Source organism: Micromonospora sp. NPDC047548, assembly GCF_040642975.1.
Taxonomy (GTDB): Bacteria; Actinomycetota; Actinomycetes; order Mycobacteriales; family Micromonosporaceae; genus Micromonospora.
Map to the genome: position 1 here is coordinate 67191 of NZ_JBEYTI010000001.1, position 16340 is coordinate 83530.

Annotated in this window: 16 protein-coding genes; 13 read left to right on the forward strand and 3 right to left on the reverse strand. The window is 74.9% G+C overall.

The window, feature by feature from the left end; translation table 11 throughout:
* The first annotated feature begins 9 nt into the window (after nucleotides 1–9).
* Both ABZ807_RS00295 and ABZ807_RS00300 read left to right on the forward strand, forming a co-directional pair.
* Nucleotides 10–1230, forward strand: coding sequence for an ABC transporter permease (locus ABZ807_RS00295; protein ID WP_357150932.1), 1221 nt, complete (start codon nucleotides 10–12; stop codon nucleotides 1228–1230).
* A 60-nt stretch (nucleotides 1231–1290) separates the two neighbouring features.
* Complete coding sequence (locus ABZ807_RS00300) at nucleotides 1291–1596, forward strand: hypothetical protein (protein ID WP_357150934.1); 306 nt, start codon at nucleotides 1291–1293, stop codon at nucleotides 1594–1596.
* 107 nt (nucleotides 1597–1703) lie between these two features.
* Here ABZ807_RS00300 and ABZ807_RS00305 read toward each other — a convergent pair whose 3' ends face one another.
* The gene (locus ABZ807_RS00305; RefSeq protein WP_357150936.1) at nucleotides 1704–2702 is read right to left on the reverse strand and encodes an ATP-binding cassette domain-containing protein; all 999 of its coding nucleotides are present in this window, start codon (nucleotides 2700–2702) and stop codon (nucleotides 1704–1706) included.
* A gap of 2 nt (nucleotides 2703–2704) precedes the next feature.
* On the opposite strand from ABZ807_RS00305, the gene ABZ807_RS00310 reads away from it, so the two are divergent.
* From ABZ807_RS00310 to ABZ807_RS00325, 4 genes are all read left to right on the forward strand, one after another.
* Nucleotides 2705–3391, forward strand: a complete 687-nt coding sequence (locus tag ABZ807_RS00310; protein WP_357150938.1) for an ABC transporter permease — start codon at nucleotides 2705–2707, stop codon at nucleotides 3389–3391.
* Nucleotides 3392–3413: 22 nt separating this feature from the next.
* The gene (locus ABZ807_RS00315; protein ID WP_357150940.1) at nucleotides 3414–4148 is read left to right on the forward strand and encodes an ABC transporter permease subunit; all 735 of its coding nucleotides are present in this window, start codon (nucleotides 3414–3416) and stop codon (nucleotides 4146–4148) included.
* Nucleotides 4149–4288: 140 nt separating this feature from the next.
* A complete protein-coding gene (locus ABZ807_RS00320) occupies nucleotides 4289–5293 on the forward strand; it encodes a glycine betaine ABC transporter substrate-binding protein (protein ID WP_357150942.1) in 1005 nt (334 codons plus the stop codon).
* Between the two features lie 117 nt (nucleotides 5294–5410).
* On the forward strand, nucleotides 5411–6838 hold the full coding sequence (locus ABZ807_RS00325) for a hypothetical protein (protein WP_357150944.1): 1428 nt from the start codon (nucleotides 5411–5413) through the stop codon (nucleotides 6836–6838).
* Nucleotides 6839–6858: 20 nt separating this feature from the next.
* Here the strand turns inward: ABZ807_RS00325 and ABZ807_RS00330 are convergent, their stop codons facing one another.
* Both ABZ807_RS00330 and ABZ807_RS00335 read right to left on the reverse strand, forming a co-directional pair.
* Nucleotides 6859–8046 (reverse strand): NADH-quinone oxidoreductase subunit D, encoded by a 1188-nt coding sequence (locus ABZ807_RS00330; RefSeq protein WP_357150946.1) that lies wholly within the window; start codon nucleotides 8044–8046, stop codon nucleotides 6859–6861.
* Nucleotides 8043–9029, reverse strand: a complete 987-nt coding sequence (locus ABZ807_RS00335; RefSeq protein WP_357151453.1) for an SAM-dependent methyltransferase — start codon at nucleotides 9027–9029, stop codon at nucleotides 8043–8045. Before ABZ807_RS00335 ends, ABZ807_RS00330 begins: the two co-directional genes overlap by 4 nt.
* 307 nt (nucleotides 9030–9336) lie before the next feature.
* On the opposite strand from ABZ807_RS00335, the gene ABZ807_RS00340 reads away from it, so the two are divergent.
* The 7 genes from ABZ807_RS00340 (at nucleotide 9337) to ABZ807_RS00370 (ending at nucleotide 16251) form a co-directional block, all read left to right on the forward strand.
* Nucleotides 9337–10314 (forward strand): Rossmann-like and DUF2520 domain-containing protein, encoded by a 978-nt coding sequence (locus ABZ807_RS00340; RefSeq protein WP_357150948.1) that lies wholly within the window; start codon nucleotides 9337–9339, stop codon nucleotides 10312–10314.
* A 55-nt stretch (nucleotides 10315–10369) separates the two neighbouring features.
* Nucleotides 10370–11218 carry a pantoate--beta-alanine ligase gene (gene panC / locus ABZ807_RS00345; RefSeq protein WP_357150950.1) on the forward strand — a complete coding sequence of 283 codons (849 nt, stop codon included), beginning with the start codon at nucleotides 10370–10372 and terminating at the stop codon, nucleotides 11216–11218.
* Between the two features lie 35 nt (nucleotides 11219–11253).
* Complete coding sequence (gene panD, locus ABZ807_RS00350; protein ID WP_357150952.1) at nucleotides 11254–11679, forward strand: aspartate 1-decarboxylase; 426 nt, start codon at nucleotides 11254–11256, stop codon at nucleotides 11677–11679.
* 88 nt (nucleotides 11680–11767) lie between these two features.
* A complete protein-coding gene (locus ABZ807_RS00355; RefSeq protein ID WP_357150954.1) occupies nucleotides 11768–12664 on the forward strand; it encodes a septum formation family protein in 897 nt (298 codons plus the stop codon).
* A 74-nt stretch (nucleotides 12665–12738) separates the two neighbouring features.
* Complete coding sequence (locus ABZ807_RS00360; protein WP_357150956.1) at nucleotides 12739–14448, forward strand: L-aspartate oxidase; 1710 nt, start codon at nucleotides 12739–12741, stop codon at nucleotides 14446–14448.
* 55 nt (nucleotides 14449–14503) lie between these two features.
* Nucleotides 14504–15400, forward strand: coding sequence for a carboxylating nicotinate-nucleotide diphosphorylase (gene nadC, locus ABZ807_RS00365; RefSeq protein WP_357150958.1), 897 nt, complete (start codon nucleotides 14504–14506; stop codon nucleotides 15398–15400).
* Between the two features lie 92 nt (nucleotides 15401–15492).
* A complete protein-coding gene (locus ABZ807_RS00370; RefSeq protein WP_357150960.1) occupies nucleotides 15493–16251 on the forward strand; it encodes a type III pantothenate kinase in 759 nt (252 codons plus the stop codon).
* Nucleotides 16252–16340: the final 89 nt, after the last annotated feature.

The window sequence follows — 16340 nt, forward strand, 5'->3', positions numbered from 1 at the left end:
GCGCGCGGCATGGCGTACGACGAACCAGGCCGGGCCGGGTCGGCGGAGCCCGTACCGGGCGTGCCCGCCGCCGTGCTGGAGAACGTCTTCGACGATCCCGCGCACGGTGAGCCGGGCCGGGACCGGGTCGCCGTGCATCTGGTGTGGGAGACGGTCCTCCTGGTCAGCCTGGTCGCCGTGGTCCTCCTGCTCGGTCGGGAGGACGCCGACGCGCTGCGCGGCGACGGGCTGCGCACCCTCCTGGTCGACGTGGTCGCGCTCGGCCTGCTCGCCCTCGCCGCCGGGCTGAGCCTGCGCACCGCGGCGGTGAACCTGGCGGTCGGGCCGGTCGCGGTGGCCGCCGCGCTGCACTTCGCCGAGCAGGGCGACCGGGGTGCCGCGGCGGCGCTGACCCCGGCCCTGCTGGCCGCTGCCGTCGGCGGCCTGGCCCTGGCCCTGGCCGTGGTGGTGCTGCACGTGCCCGGCTGGGCGGCCAGCCTCGCCGCCGCCGCGGGCGTGATCGTCTACATCGAGCGGCGTACCGCCCCGGTCGCCGTGCAGGCCGACTACGACCCGCACCGCACCGCCTTCTACCTCTTCGCCGGGTTCGCGGCGGTTGCCGTGCTGGGTGGGGTCTTCGGCGCGATCCGGGCGGTCCGGCGGGTGGTCGGCCGGTTCCGGCCGGTGGCCGACCCGGCTCGCCGCCGGGGCATGGTGGCGGCCCTGGTCACCGCCGCGGCGCTGGTCGGCTCCACCGTGCTCGCCATGCTGGCCGGGGTGCTGCTCGCCGCCAACGCCGCCGGCCCGGTCATGCCGACGTCGGGGCTGGACTGGACGTTGCTGGCGGTCGGCGTGGCGATGCTCGGCGGCACCAGTGCGTACGGCCGGCGCGGCGGGATCTTCGGCACCCTGCTCGCGGTGGGCGTGGTCGTGGTCTTCCTGGCCTGGGCCACCACGCACGGCTGGACGGTCGGCCGGTGGACCGTCGGCGGGGCGGCGCTGGGCGCCGGGCTGGTGGTGACCCGGCTGGTCGAGGCGTGCGGGCGACCGCGCGCAGCGACCGGTGAGGTGGCCGAGTTCGCTCCGGCGGGTGACGGCATGATCAGCTCCGGCTGGTCGCTGCCCCGGCCGAGCCCGGCCGACAACTGGCCGCCCGCGCTGCCGGCCCAGTCGACCGGGACCCCACCGGACCCGTGGGAGGCTCCCCGCTGGGAGACCGGGCCGCGCCACTGGGGCGCCGACGACCGGTGAGGCCCGGGGTGTGCCGCGTCCGGCGGGCTGCAGGTGATCTCGCCGGTTAGGCTCGCGGGCATGAGCGAGACTCCTTCCGCCGGTACCGGCCGCACCTTCGACGAGCTCGACGCGCTCTCCACCGAGGAGCTGCGGGAGCGGGCCTTCGCGCTGGCCCGGGCGCGCCGCGACGTGGGCTTCTTCTGGTCGGTGCTGCGGCACCTGCCGAACGCCGACGAGGCCGCCGCGCTGGACGGGGCGCCCAACTCGGTCGGCCCGACCATCGACGAGGCCTCGGCGCTGTGGCGGGAGCTGACCGGCCACGGCTACGAGGAGTCGGCGCCGCTGCTGAGGGCGGCGTTCATCGACTACCTGATGAAGCACTGACCGCCGGCCGGGCTTGATCTTCCCGCCGGGGCGGCACCGTCGCCGCTGAATCGGCTGCGACATCAGCTCCACAGCGAACCGTGGGTGGACCGGCCGGCGGGGCGGCCTCAGATGCCGGTCTGCCCGAGCTCGAGCACCCGGGCCCGGCTGAGCGCGCCGACCGGCTCGCCGTCGGCGGTCACCACGACCGCGTCCGAGCCGGCGGTCAGCATCGCGGCCAGCGCGTCGTACGCCGAACCGCCGAGCGGCAGCGCGGGCAGGCCAGCGGCGCCGTCCGGCAGCGGGGCGAGCGTGTCCCGGGACACCGGGGTGACCACCAGCCGGCGGATGCCCCGGTCCGCGCCGACGAACTCGCGGACGAACGGCGAGGTGGGGGCGCCGAGCAGGGCGGCCGGGGTGTCGTACTGCTCCAGCCGGCCCCCCTCGGAGAGCACCGCGATCCGGTCGCCGAGCCGGACCGCCTCGTCCAGGTCGTGGGTGACCAGCACGATGGTCTTGCGGACCTCGGCCTGGAGCCGGAGGAACTCCTCCTGCAACCGGGTCCGGACGATCGGGTCGACCGCCGAGAACGGCTCGTCCATCAGCAGCACCACCGGGTCGGCGGCGAGCGCCCGGGCCACCCCGACCCGCTGCCGCTGCCCGCCGGAGAGCTCGTGCGGGTAGCGGCGGCCGAACTGCGCGGGGTCGAGCCCGACCAGGTCCAGCAGCTCGTCGGCGCGGCGGCGGATCCGCTCCTTCGGCCAGCCGAGCAGCCGGGGCACGGTGCCCACGTTGGCGCGCACCGTCTGGTGCGGGAAGAGCCCGACGTTCTGGATCACGTAGCCGATGCGGCGGCGCAGCTTGACCGGGTCGACCCGGGTGATGTCCTCGTCGCCGAGGAGGATCCGGCCGCCGGTCGGTTCGATCAGCCGGTTGACCATCCGCAGCACGGTTGACTTCCCGCAGCCCGAGGGGCCGATCAGCACCACCAGCTCGCCGGCCTTGACCTCCAGGCTCAGCTCGCGCACCGCCTCCGTGCCGTCCGGGTAGCGCTTGCGGATGCCGTCCAGGGTGATCGACGCCGCGCCGTGTCCGGCGTCGTCGGTGGTGCCCGGGGTAACGTCCACGTGTGTCCCTCCACCTCAACTACCGGGCCGACCCGGGTAACCCGTGGTTCTCCTGGCAGTACGTGCGGGACAACTCTGACACGGTCCTCGCCGCGCTGCGCGAGCACGCCTCGCTGACCGCGCGGGCGGTGCTGATCGCCGCCCTGGTGGCCCTGCCGCTGGCGGTGGTGGCGTACTGGTTCCGGGGCCTCGCCGGCCCGATTCTCGCACTCACCGGTGTGCTGTACACGGTCCCGTCGCTGGCGCTGTTCGCCTTCATCGCCCCGTACCTGGGCATCGGCGCGGTGACCGTGCTCACAGTGGTGGTGCTGTACGCGCTGCTGGTGATCGTGCGCAACGCGGTGGCCGGGCTGAACCAGGTGCCCCCCGAGGTCCGCGACGCGGCCGAGGGCATGGGGTACGGCCGCTGGGCGCGGCTGTTCCGGATCGACCTGCCGCTGGCCCTGCCCGGCATCCTCACCGGGGTACGCCTCGCCACCGTCTCGACGGTCGCCCTGGTCACGGTCGGGGTGGTGGTCGGTCGTGGCGGCCTGGGGCAGCTCATCTTCGCCGGCTTCCAGAACAACTTCTACAAGGCCCAGATCATGACCGGGACGCTGCTCTGCGTCCTGCTCGCCCTGGTGCTGGACCTGTTCCTCGCCGGGGTGGGCCGGCTGCTCACGCCATGGCTGCGGGGGCGGACCGGGTGACCGGCACGGACGGAGGGCGGCCATGAATCCCGTCGAACAGGCGGTGGTCTGGCTCAACGACCCGTTGAACTGGACGAACCCGGGCGGCGTCCTGGACCGGCTCGGCGAGCACCTGAGCATGTCCGCCGCCGCGGTGCTGCTGGGCTGCCTGGTGGCCTGGCCGATCGGGCTGTGGCTCGGGCACACCGGTCGCGGCGGTGGGCTGGTCCTGCTGATCTCCAACGTCACGCTGTCGATCCCCACCCTGGCGCTGCTGACCATCCTGCCGCTGACCTTCCTCGGGTTCGGCCGGCCGGCCGTGGTGGTGGCGCTGGCCGTCTTCGCGGTGCCGCCGCTGCTGGCCAACGCGTACACGGGGGTGCGGCAGGCCGACCCGGAGGCCCGGGACGCGGCCCGGGGGATGGGGCTGTCCGGGGGTCAGGTGCTGCGCCGGGTGGAGCTGCCGCTGGCGGTGCCGTACCTGGCGGCCGGGTTCCGGACCGCCGCGGTGCAGGTGGTCGCCACCGCGGCGCTCGCCTCGTTCGTCAACGGCGGCGGGCTCGGTCAGATCATCCGGGCCGGCTTCGGGCTGGACATCGCGGCCGGTGGTGGCCAGATCATCGCCGGCGGCGTGCTGGTTGCCGGGCTGGCGCTGCTGGTCGAGGGGATGTTGGCGCTGGTCGAGCGCGCCGTCACCCCGCGCCCGCTGCGGCGGGCCCGGACTCGGGCCGACCGGCGGGCGGCGGCCGCGATCGCCGGAAACCAGGCGGGCGGATGACGATCCGGTGACGAACCCCGCGCAAAGTTTGTCGGTCCGGCCCGGAGGATATTGGCTGGAGTTGCGGGCGGCCGATCGGATCGCCCGTCGGACACGCGGCCGGCCCACGGGGCCGCGCCGGGACACGGAAGGCGGGCACCATGCGCGTACGGACACGGCTGGCGGTCGGCGCAGTCGGCGCGATCACGGCAGCGGGTCTGCTCACTGGCTGCGGGGACGCCGGGTCCTCCGGCACCGACGCGCCCGAGCAGGGCGCGAGCGGGGCCGGGTGCGCCCCGGTCGCCGGTGACCAGCTGGTCGTCCTGGACGACGACAAGAAGCTCCAGAACACCGACAACATCATCCCGGCGGTCAACGCCGACGCGGCCAACCCGCAACTCGTCGCCGCGCTGGACAGGGTCTCCGCGGCGCTGGACACGCCGAAGCTGATCGCGCTCAACAAGGCCGTCGACGTCGACCGCAAGACCCCGAAGGCCGCCGCCGGGGAGTTCGCCTCGGCCAACAACCTCACCGCCGGCCTCGCCAAGGGCCCCGGCGGGCAGCTCGTGGTCGGCGCCGCCAACATCACCGAGAACGAGACCCTGGCCGAGCTCTACAACATCGTGCTCACCGCGGCCGGTTACCAGGTCAAGGTGCAGACGATCGGCAACCGGGAGCTTTACGAGCCGGCCTTGGTGAAGGGCGAGATCCAGGTCGTCCCCGAGTACGCGGCGACCATGGCCGAGTTCCTCAACACCAAGGCCAACGGCCAGAACGCCACCCCGGTCTCCTCGCCGGACCTGGACAGGACGGTGGCCGCGCTGAAGGCCGCCGGCGACAAGGTGGGCATCACCTTCGGCACGCCGTCGGCCGCCCAGGACCAGAACGCCTTCGCCGTCACCAGGGCGTTCGCCGACAAGTACGGTCTGAGGACGCTCTCCGACCTGGCGGCCAAGTGCTCCGGCAAGGCGACCGTGCTGGCCGGGCCGCCGGAATGCCCGCAGCGGCCGAAGTGCCAGGCGGGTCTGGTGCAGGTCTACGACTTCAAGGCCGGCTCGTTCAGCTCGCTGGACGCCGGTGGTCCGCAGACCAAGAACGCGCTGAAGACCGGCGCCGCCAGCGTCGGCCTGGTCTTCTCCTCCGACGGCGCGCTCGCCAGCAGCTGACCACGGGTTCCGGGCGCGGCGGCACCCCGCCGGCCGCGCCCGGCGGCACCCCTGACGTCCCGATTCGGGTTGTCGGACCGTTCCCAGCCAGGGCATCTCTCGGTAGGCTCCACAGCCATGCCCGCCCCGGTCGCGCCAGAGAAGCACAACTCCCAGCTGCTGACCGTCCTGTTCTGGATAGGTGTGGCGATCGCGCCGATCGCGGCGTTGATCCTGCTGGTCGCCGACGGCAACGGTCCGCTCCGGTTCGCCGCCGTACTGGCCATCATGGCCGTGGTCCTGATCGGCCTGTCGATCGCGCTGCGCGGGGACGGCGGCCAGCCGCACGGCGAGGAGTTTCTCGACGAGCTGGAGCAGCTGCGCCGAGAGTTGCGGGGCGAGATCGTGGCCGCCGCCCAGCGCGGCAACCAGGCGCTCGACCAGTCCCAGCGGGTCGAGGACCAGGTCACCGGGCTGCGTCGCCGGCTGGACGCGGCGGCGGCCGGCATGGCCGCGGCCGCCGGGATCACCGGCCCGGTCGCCGAGGAGCCGGCCGGCGCCGGCCGGGCCCGGGTGCCCGCGCCGGAGGCCCACGACCACGCGTCGGGCGGGCGGCGGCGGGCGGCCGCGCCGGAGGAGACCCCGGCCACCTGGGGGCGCGCGCCCACCGACCTGGACGACGAGGAGCTGGCCGGCCGCGGGTACGGCGCGGAGCGTCCCGCTGCCGGCCAGGCCGGGGTGTACGGCTCGGCCCGCGAGTCGCGCGGACCGGCGTCAGCCCCGGAGCCCGGCGGCCGGCCGGTGGTGCGGCACACCGAGACCGTGCACGTGACCACCCGGCACACCGTGGTGGACGGCGCGGACCCGGTCGGCAACGCCTACGCCGGGTACGCCGGCCGCTGGTCGCCTGCCCCGGAGGAGTCGTCCTGGGGCGCCGCGGAGGCGGAGAACTCCTGGCCGGAGCGAGCCGAACCGGCGGAGCGGGGCTGGCCGGGCCAGCGCGACGAGCGGTCGGGCGGCCAGCCCGAGGAGCGGTCCTGGCCGGGCCCCGCCGACGACCGCGCCGACGAGTCGTGGGCGGGCGGGTCGTACCCGGCGGAGGAGAGCTGGTCCGGGGCGCGGGCCGGCGACCGCTGGGCCGAGGTGCGCGACGACGGGCGGGCCCGCGAGGTGCGGATCGGTGAGCGCCGCGCGGAGGTGCACGCCGACGGCGCCGAGTTCCGCATGCGGGACCGGTGGGCCTCGGTACGCCACGACGAACCGCGCCGGCCCGCCGAGCAGTGGGGTGGCGGCTGGGCCGAGCCGGAGGACCGGGCGGCGCTGCCGGCCGGCGGGGTGCCCGTGCCGGACGAGTGGCGGGGGCCGGCGCGGGGCCAACAGCCCGCCGAGGAGTCGTGGGGCCAGCGGCCGGCCGACCAGTGGCGGCCGCCCGCGCAGCGGGAGCCAGTCGACTCGTGGCGGGCGGCCGAGCCGGAGCCGCGCGCCCGCCAGCAGCGGGGCGGTGAGGAGCGGTACGGCCACCCGCCGCAGGACGACTCCCCGCGTGCCGGTGGCCGCTGGCGCTGACCGGTCCGGCCAGCCGCCGGTCACTTGTCGATGTCGCCGACCACGAAGAACATCGAGCCGAGGATGGCGATCAGGTCCGGCACCAGGGCACCGGGGAGCAGGGTGGCCAGCGCCTGCACGTTCGCGTACGACGCGGTGCGCAGCTTGAGCCGCCACGGGGTCTTCTCGCCGCGGGACACCAGGTAGTAGCCGTTGATGCCGAGCGGGTTCTCAGTCCACGCGTAGGTGTGCCCCTCGGGGGCCTTGACCACCTTGGGCAGTCGGGTGTTCACCGGCCCGGTCAGCCGGTCGACCCGGTCCAGGCACTGCTCGGCGAGGTCGAGCGAGGCGTACACCTGGTCGAGCAGCACCTCGAAGCGGGCGTGGCAGTCCCCGGCGGTGCGGGTGACCACCGGCACGTCGAGCTGGTCGTAGGCCAGGTAGGGCTCGTCGCGGCGTAGGTCGAGGTCGAGGCCGGAGGCGCGGGCGACCGGCCCGGACGCGCCGAACGCGGCGGCGTCGGCGGCGGAGAGCACCCCCACCCCGACGGTGCGGGCCAGGAAGATCTCGTTGCGCCGGATGAGGTGGTCCAGGTCCGGCATCCGCCGGCGGACCTCGCTGATCGCGGCGCGGGCCCGGCCGGTCCAGCCGGCGGGCACCTCCTCCTTGAGGCCGCCGACCCGGTTGAACATGTAGTGGATCCGGCCGCCGGAGACCTCCTCCATCACCGCCTGGAGGGTCTCCCGCTCGCGGAACGCGTAGAAGACCGGGGTGATCGCGCCGATCTCCAGCGGGTACGAGCCGAGGAACATCAGGTGGTTGAGCACCCGGTTCAGCTCGGCGAGGGCCATCCGCAGCCAGGTGGCCCGCTCCGGCACCTCCATGCCCATCAGCCGCTCGACGGCGAGCACCACGCCCAGCTCGTTGGAGAACGCCGACAGCCAGTCGTGCCGGTTGGCCAGCACGATGATCTGCCGGTAGTCGCGGACCTCGAAGAGCTTCTCCGCGCCCCGGTGCATGTAGCCGACGATCGGCTCGGCCGAGACGACCCGCTCGCCGTCGAGCACCAGCCTGAGCCGGAGCACCCCGTGCGTGGAGGGGTGCTGCGGGCCGATGTTGAGCACCATGTCGGTGCCGAGCTGCTCCCCGGCGGTGCCCGCCACCAGGCCGGCGCCGGTGCCGACGGTCAGTTCGCGGAGGTCGCCGGCGTCCGTGGTCATGCCCGTCATCGTGCCATGAACGCCGCCGGGTCGACGCCGACCGGTTGCCGCAGCCACCAGTGCCCGCCGAGGCCGGCCGGGTCGGTCAGCTCGGCCACCGCCGACGCGGCGGCCAGCGCCCGCAGGTAGCCGGCCGGGTCGCGGGTGGCCAGGCTCAGCGGCGGCCGGCCGCCGTCGGCCCCGAGCGCCCGCAGCGCCTCCCGCTGCGACACCAGCGCGTACGGGCACCGGGCGACCCGCCCGCCAGCGGAGGCGACGGAGTCCATGGCGACGTGCGCGGTCACGTCGCGGGACCCGTCGGGCAGCGGCGGCACCTGCCGCCCATCCCGATACCCGGCCAGGGTCCCGTCGACCGGGCGCCCGGCGGTCAGGTGCCCGTAATCCACGGCCAGCGCCAGCCCTCGGTTGATCCTTCCGACGGCGTCGGCCCAGGCCTCGTCCCTGGGTCGGCCGATCTCGGCCAGCGCGTCGATCGGGCTGGAGTCGGGCCACCACCTGTCGAGCCACCCGGCGTCGGCGGTATCGACCGGGTCGCCGACCGTCTCCTGACCCGTTGCCGGGTCGACCAGCAGGTACCGCCAGCCGACCCGCGTCCGCACCGCGACGTCGAGCGGGACGTTGTCCAGCCACTCGGTCGCGACCAGCAGTCCGGTGATCCCGTTCGGGATCTCGTGCGCCCACTCGATCCCCCCGGGTAGGTCGTCGGGTCGGGGCGCCATCTCGACGGCGACGAGCCGTACCCGATCGGCGAGCGGCCCCCGCGCGGAACCCTCCATGGCGTGAGCGAGGGTCCGCAGCAACTCGCCACGGCCGGCCCCCACGTCGACCACGTCCAGCCGGGAAGGATGGCCCAGTGCCGCGTCGACCTGGGTGAGCAGCCCGAGCAGGGCCGAGGCGAAGATCGGCGAGGCGTGCACGCTGGTGCGGAAGTGGGCGGCCGGCCCGGCTCCGGCGACGAAGAACCCGCCGGGCCCGTAGAGCGCCCGGTCCATCGCGGCCCGCCAGGACAGCGGGGTCCCCTGGCGGGTCACCCGCCGACCGGCTGGGGCGGCCAGATCTCCACCACCGGGTCGGGCCAGCCGAAGCTGTGGTCTCCGTCCTCCGTGCGGATCCCGATCTCGTCCACCACGACCCGTTCCGTCACACGCGGCACTGTAACCGTGGCGGGCGGTCCGCGCCGCCGGGGAACGCCCCGCCCAGCGGCCGGTGAAGGTTTTCACACATCCTTGTTCGGGCTCCGTGACCCCGGCGCATACTTGCGGTCGACCGGTACCCCCTTTCGAGGACTGGATCGTTGCCATGAGCGCACCGCTGCGCCCGCGTCCGGCCGCCCCGCGCGAGGCCGCCGTATCCGCGGGTGGCGCCCCTGCCGGCGCCCCGCTCGCCTTTCCGCGCACGCTCACCGTCGGTGTCATCGGCGCCGGCCGGGTCGGCGCCGTGCTGGGCGCGGCGCTCGCCGCCGCCGGCCACCGGGTGGTCGCCGCCTCCGGCGTCTCCGGGGCCGCGAAGGCCCGGATCGCGCTGCTGCTGCCCGGTGCCCGCAACCGCTCGGCCACCTCGGTCGCCCGCGCCGCCACCGACCTGCTGCTGATCGCCGTCCCGGACGACGCGCTGGCCGGCGTGGTGGCCGGGCTGGCCGAGACCGGGGCGCTGCGCCCCGGCCAGGTGGTCGCGCACACCTCCGGCGCGCACGGCCTGGCCGTGCTGGCCCCGGCCGCCGCCGTCGGCGCGCGCCCGCTGGCGCTGCACCCGGCGATGACCTTCACGGGTACGCCGGACGACCTCGGCCGGCTCGCCGGCATCTCGTACGGCGTGACCGCCCCGGCGGAGCTGCGTCCGCTCGCCGCCCGGCTCGTCGCCGACCTGGGCGGGGTGCCGGAGTGGGTCGGCGAGGCGGACCGCGCGCTCTACCACGCGGCGCTGGCGCACGGCGCGAACCACCTGGTGACCCTGGTCAACGAGGCAGCCGACCGGCTGCGCGACGCCGGGGTGGCGAGCCCGGAGAAGGTGCTGGCCCCACTGCTGCGGGCGGCCCTGGAGAACGCCCTGCGGCTCGGCGACGACGCGCTGACCGGCCCGGTGTCCCGGGGCGACGCGGGCACCGTACGGCGGCACCTGGCCCGGCTGGCGGAGACCGCCCCGGAATCGGTGGCCCCCTACCTGGCGTTGGCACGACGGAGCGCCGACCGGGCGATCGCCGCCGGTCGGCTGCGGCCGGTGGACGCGGAGTCGTTGCTCGACGTGCTGGCCGGGATCCATCGGGAGGTGGCGGCGTGAGCGCGAGGAGTGAGCCGATCTTGCGAGCCCCGCAGTCGCGAACTGAGGTGACGTTGTGACGGAGTTGGTGCACACCCGTGTCGAGCTGGCGCAGGCGCGGGACGGGCTCAAGGGCACCGTGGGCGTGGTGATGACCATGGGTGCGCTGCACTCGGGGCACGAGACGCTGCTGCGGGCGGCCCGGGAGCGGGCCGACCACGTGCTCGTGACGATCTTCGTCAACCCGTTGCAGTTCGGGCCGAACGAGGATTTCGACCGCTACCCGCGCACCCTCGACGCGGACCTGGAGATCTGCCGCCGCGCGGGGGCCGACGTGGTGTTCGCCCCCTCGGTGTCGGACATGTACCCGGACGGGCAGCCGACGGTCCGGGTGAACCCGGGGCAGCTCGGCGAGGACCTGGAGGGGCAGAGCCGGCCGGGCTTCTTCCACGGGGTGCTGACCGTGGTCATGAAGCTGCTCCAGCTCACCCGGGCCGACCTCGCCTTCTTCGGCGAGAAGGACTACCAGCAGCTCACCCTGACCCGGCGGATGGCCCGCGACCTGAACGTGCCGGTGGAGGTGGTCGGCGTGCCGACCGTCCGCGAACCGGACGGGTTGGCCCTGTCCAGCCGTAACCGCTACCTCTCCCCGGACGAGCGGCGGACCGCGCTGAGCCTGTCGGCGGCGCTGCGGGCCGGCGCGGCGGCCGCCGAGCAGGGCCACGACGCCGGGGAGGTGCTGGCCGTCGCGCACCGCGCGTTCGCCGCGGTGGGGCCGGGCGCCCGGCTGGACTACCTGGTGCTCACCGACCCCGACCTGGAGCCGGGCCCGGTGTCCGGCCCGGCCCGGCTGCTGGTCGCGGCCTGGGTGGGCGGCACCCGCCTGATCGACAACCTGGCGATCCGGCTCGCCCCCCGTTCCTGACCACCCCACCACCGCACCTGTTGAAAGGCACCCCGATGTTCCGGACCATGCTCAAGTCGAAGATCCACCGGGCCACGGTGACCCAGGCCGACCTGCACTACGTCGGCTCGGTGACCGTGGACCAGGATCTGCTCGACGCCGCCGACCTGCTCCCCGGCGAGCAGGTGGCGATCGTGGACGTGACCAACGGGGCCCGGCTGGAGACGTACGTCATCCCCGGCGAGCGGGGCAGCGGTGTGATCGGCATCAACGGCGCGGCGGCGCACCTGGTGCACCCCGGCGACCTGGTCATCCTCATCTCGTACGGCCAGCTGGACGACGCCGAGGCGCGTTCCTACCGCCCCCGGGTGGTGCACGTCGACGCCGACAACAAGGTCGTCGACCTCGGCGCCGACCCGGCCGCCGTGGCCCCCGGCACCGCCGGCGACCCGACCCCGAGCCCCCTGGCCGTCGTGGGCTGAGCGGGCTTCCGGTCTGTCACCGGAAGGTCATTGTTGGTTACCCTGAGCGGGCCGTCGGGTTGACGGTCGCCGGCTGGGGGAGGCCGCGATGCGCCGTGCGATGACCGCCCTGGTCGCCGCGTTGGTCGCGGGGGCTCTGCAGGCTGGCTGCGCCGGCACCGACGGGCTCGACGGGAACCTCACCGACGACTGGGCCGCCCTGGCGGCGCCCGGGCCGTTCACCCCCGAGGCCGGCGTCTGCCAGGTCGGCGACTTCACCGACACCGTCGCGTTGGACGGGTACGCGCCGGTGGACTGCGCGGTGGCGCACCGGGTGGAGACGGTGCACGTGGGCACCTTCCCGGCCGGCCGGGCCGACCCGCCGACCACCGGCTCGCCCGAGGTGCGCGGCGCCTTCGCCGAGTGCGACGCGCGCGCCACCGGATACGTCGGCGACGACTGGCGCGCCGGGCGGCTGCGGCTGGCCGTGGCGCTGCCGCCCGGCCCTGGCTGGGCAGCCGGCTCCCGCTGGTTCCGCTGCGACCTGAGTGAGCTGACCACGGTCGAGGCGGCGGCCGCCGTGGTGACCCGCACCGGCAGCCTGCGCGACGCCCTGAAAGGCCTGTCGCCGCTGCGCCTGGGCTGCCAGCGCACCCGCACCGGCCCGGGCGGGGGCGTGCAGGTGCTGCTCCCGGCGGAGTGTGGCGTCGCCCACGACGCCGAGTTCGTCGGCGTGTGGAAGGCGCCCGACCGCCCGTACCCGATCCGCGACGCCGACTGGCTGCCGCTCTACGCCGGCTGCCGCCGCGTCCTCGCCCGGTACGTCGGCGTGCCGGCCGACGCCGACCTGCGATTCCGCAGCGGCGTGGTGGTCCGCCCGCCCGGCGCCGGTCGCTGGCGGGCGGGTGACCGGGGGGTCCGCTGCCACCTCTGGCTCAGCGACCGGACGGTGACCGCCTCGCTGAAGGGCGCCGGCCCGGCCGGGCTGCCCGTCCGGACGGGTTAGCGGGACGCCGTAGCTGAAACCACTCGTCGTGCCCCCGCCGCCCGGGATGAGGGGCCTTCGGGTTGACTGTGCTCATGGACCTTCCGACCGTCGACCTTCCGACCGTCGACCTGCCGGCCCTGCCCAGGCTGCTGGCCGCTCCCGCGCCCGGCTGGGTGGAGACGACCGACGTGATCGTGGTCGGTTCCGGGGTCGCCGGGCTCACCACCGCGCTGCACCTGCGTGAGGCCGGGCTGCACGTCACCGTGGTCACCAAGGTCAACATCGACGAAGGCTCCACCCGGTGGGCGCAGGGCGGCATCGCCGCGGTGCTCGACCCGACGGACACCCCGAGCGCGCACGCCCACGACACGGAGGTCGCCGGTGTCGGTCTCTGCGACCCGGCGGCGGTGCGGGTGCTGGTGGAGGAGGGGCCGACCCGGCTCCGCGAGCTGATGCGCATAGGCGCGGAGTTCGACCGCAACCCGGACGGGTCGCTGATGCTCACCCGGGAGGGCGGGCACCGGGCGGACCGGATCGTGCACGCCGGCGGCGACGCCACCGGCGCCGAGGTGCAGCGGGCGCTGCACGCGGCGGTCCGCCGGGACCCGTGGATCCGGCTGGTCGAGCACGCCCTGGTGCTGGACCTGCTCCGCGCCCCCGGTGACGGCCCGGACTCGCTCGGCCCGGCCTGCGGCATCACCCTGCACGTGCTCGGCGAGGGCAGCGAGGACGGCGTCGGCGCGTTGCTGGCCCGGGCGGTGGTGCTGGCCACCGGCGGGATGGGGCAGGTCTTCTCGGCCACCACCAACCCGGCGGTCTCCACCGGTGACGGGGTGGCCCTGGCCATGCGGGCCGGCGCGGCGGTCACCGACGTGGAGTTCGTCCAGTTCCACCCGACCGCGCTGATCGTGCCGGAGGCGGCCCGGGTGCCCGGGGCCGGACTGGCCCAGCAGCCGCTGGTCTCCGAGGCGCTGCGCGGCGAGGGCGCCCACCTGGTCGACGGGGACGGCAAGCGGTTCATGGTCGGCCAGCACGAGCTGGCTGAGCTGGCCCCCCGGGACGTGGTGGCCAAGGGCATCCACCGGGTGCTGCTGGCCACCGGGGCGGACCACGTCTGGCTGGACGCCCGGCATCTGGGCGGGGACTTCCTCGCCGGGCGGTTCCCCACCATCGTGGCCTCCTGCCTGGCCATCGGCGTGGACCCGGCCACCGACCTGATCCCGGTCGCCCCGGCCGCCCACTACGCCTCCGGCGGCGTCCGCACCGACCTGCGTGGCCGCACCTCGATCCCCGGCCTGTACGCCTGCGGCGAGGTCGCCTGCACCGGCGTGCACGGCGCCAACCGGCTGGCCAGCAACTCGCTGCTGGAGGGGCTGGTCTTCTCCCGCCGGATCGCCGAGGACATCGCCGCCGGGCTGCCCGAGCAGGCGAAGCCGGCGGAGACCGGCGCGTGGGTGGGTGGCGAGGGCTGGGTGGTGCCGGCCGGGGGCACGCCGGCCCTGCAACGGGCGATGACCCGGGGCGCCGGCGTGCTGCGGTCGGCCGGGACGCTGACCGGGACCGCCGCGATCGTGGGCGAGTTGGGCCTGGGCCGGGGCAGGCCGCGGACCGCCGACTGGGAGGCGACGAACCTGATCACCGTGGCGTCGACCCTGGTCGCCGCCGCGTACGCCCGCCAGGAGACCCGGGGGTGCCACTGGCGGGAGGACTTCCCGACGGCCGACGAGCGGTGGCGGGGCCACCTGGTCGGCGCGGTCGGTGCGCAGGGCCGATTAACCTCTCGGTGGGAGGAGTCGGCGTGAGCGCGAGGAGTGAGCCGATCTTGCGAGCACCGCAGTCGTGAACTGAGGAGTCATGGTGAGGGAGTCGACACAGCGGGCGTTGCGGGCCGGTGGCCTGGACCCGGCGCAGGTGCGGGGCGTCGTCCTGGGGGCGCTCGCCGAGGATCTGGGACCGGACTTCCTCGACGTGACCAGCGTGGCCACCATCCCCGACGCGCAGACCGACATCGCCGACGTGGTCGCCCGCGCCGACGGCGTGGTGGCCGGGCTGGCCGTGGCTGCGGCCGCCTTCGAGCTGGTCGGCGAGGTGACCGGGTCGGACCGTACCGTCGAGGTGTCGCTGGTGGCGCACGACGGGCAGCGGGTGGCGCGCGGCGACGTGCTGGCCACGGTGACCGGCCCGACCCGGCTGCTGCTCACCGCCGAGCGGACGGCGCTCAACCTGCTCAGCCGGATGTCCGGGGTGGCCACCCACACCCGGGCCTGGGCCGACGCCCTGGCCGGTACGAAGGCGATGGTGCTGGACACCCGCAAGACCACCCCGGGCCTGCGCGCCCTGGAGAAGTACGCGGTCCGGGCCGGCGGCGGCACCAACAAGCGGATGGGCCTGCACGACGTCGCCATGATCAAGGACAACCACAAGTTCGCCGCGGGCGGCATCGCGCCCGCCTACCGGCGGGTCCGAAAGGCCTTCCCCGACGTGCCGGTGCAGGTGGAGGTCGACACCGTCGCCGAGGCGGTGGAGGCGGTCGAGGCCGGCGCGGACTTCCTGCTGCTGGACAACATGACCCCGGAGACGCTGCGCGAGGTGGTCGCCCGGGTGGGCGACCGGGCGGAGCTGGAGGCGACCGGCGGGCTCACCCTGGAGGTGGCGGCCGAATACGCGGCCACCGGCGTGGACTTCCTGTCGGTGGGCGCGTTGACCCACTCCTCGCCGATCCTGGACATCGCGTTGGACCTGCGGACGGAGTGAGCGGCCGAGTCGCCTTTCGTTCGTGGCTGCGGGGCTCGCAAGCCCGGCTCACTCCTCGCGCTCACCCGCCGAGCGCCGTCTAGGCTTCGCGTGTGCTGCTCTGCATCGACATCGGAAACACCAACACCGTGCTGGCGACCTTCGACGGCGACAAGCTGGTGCACTCCTGGCGGATCAAGACCGACGCCCGGTCCACGGCGGACGAGCTGGGTCTGATGTTCCGGGGGCTGCTCGCCGGTGACGCGGTGGAGATCACCGGGGTGGCCGCCTGCTCCACGGTCCCGGCGGCGCTGCGCTCGCTGCGGAACATGCTGGCCCGCTACTACGCCGACCTGCCCAGCGTGATCGTCGAGCCGGGGGTGCGCACCGGCGTCCAGCTCGCGATCGACAACCCCAAGGAGGTCGGCTCGGACCGGGTGGTCAACACCCTCGCCGCGTACACCCTCTACGGCGGTCCGTCGATCGTGGTCGACTTCGGCACCACCACGAACTTCGACGTGATCAGCAGTCGGGGCGAGTTCCTCGGTGGCGCCTTCGCCCCGGGCATCGAGATCTCCTTCGACGCGCTGGCCGCCCGGGCCGCGCAGCTGCGCAAGGTGGAGGCGACCAAGCCCCGCTCGGTGATCGGCAAGAACACCGTCGAGTGCCTCCAGTCCGGCCTCTACTTCGGCTTCGCCGGGCAGGTCGACCGGATCGTCGAGCGGATGGCCGAGGAGCTGGGCGAGGTGAAGGCGGTGATCGCCACCGGCGGGCTGGCCTCGGTGGTGATCGGTGAGTGCCACACGATCACCCACCACGAGCCGATGATCACCCTGATCGGCCTGCGGATGGTCTACGAGCGCAACACCTGACCCGCCTCCCGGGATAGCGGGGCCGGAACCGGTCGTAGTCGCCCGCTACGGCGCCGAACGACAGGGCGTGAGTGGGATCGGTCATGGGC

What these genes read in the sequence shown, in the direction of transcription:
- ABZ807_RS00295 (WP_357150932.1), top strand. Translation starts at nt 10, where the DNA reads ATGGCGTACGACGAACCAGGCCGGGCCGGGTCGGCGGAGCCCGTACCG.
- ABZ807_RS00300 (WP_357150934.1), top strand. Translation starts at nt 1,291, where the DNA reads ATGAGCGAGACTCCTTCCGCCGGTACCGGCCGCACCTTCGACGAGCTC.
- ABZ807_RS00315 (WP_357150940.1), top strand. Translation starts at nt 3,414, where the DNA reads ATGAATCCCGTCGAACAGGCGGTGGTCTGGCTCAACGACCCGTTGAAC.
- ABZ807_RS00320 (WP_357150942.1), top strand. Translation starts at nt 4,289, where the DNA reads ATGCGCGTACGGACACGGCTGGCGGTCGGCGCAGTCGGCGCGATCACG.
- ABZ807_RS00325 (WP_357150944.1), top strand. Translation starts at nt 5,411, where the DNA reads ATGCCCGCCCCGGTCGCGCCAGAGAAGCACAACTCCCAGCTGCTGACC.
- ABZ807_RS00330 (WP_357150946.1), bottom strand. Translation starts at nt 8,046, where the DNA reads ATGACGGGCATGACCACGGACGCCGGCGACCTCCGCGAACTGACCGTC.
- ABZ807_RS00335 (WP_357151453.1), bottom strand. Translation starts at nt 9,029, where the DNA reads ATGGACCGGGCGCTCTACGGGCCCGGCGGGTTCTTCGTCGCCGGAGCC.
- ABZ807_RS00340 (WP_357150948.1), top strand. Translation starts at nt 9,337, where the DNA reads ATGAGCGCACCGCTGCGCCCGCGTCCGGCCGCCCCGCGCGAGGCCGCC.
- panD (WP_357150952.1), top strand. Translation starts at nt 11,254, where the DNA reads ATGTTCCGGACCATGCTCAAGTCGAAGATCCACCGGGCCACGGTGACC.
- ABZ807_RS00355 (WP_357150954.1), top strand. Translation starts at nt 11,768, where the DNA reads ATGCGCCGTGCGATGACCGCCCTGGTCGCCGCGTTGGTCGCGGGGGCT.
- ABZ807_RS00360 (WP_357150956.1), top strand. Translation starts at nt 12,739, where the DNA reads ATGGACCTTCCGACCGTCGACCTTCCGACCGTCGACCTGCCGGCCCTG.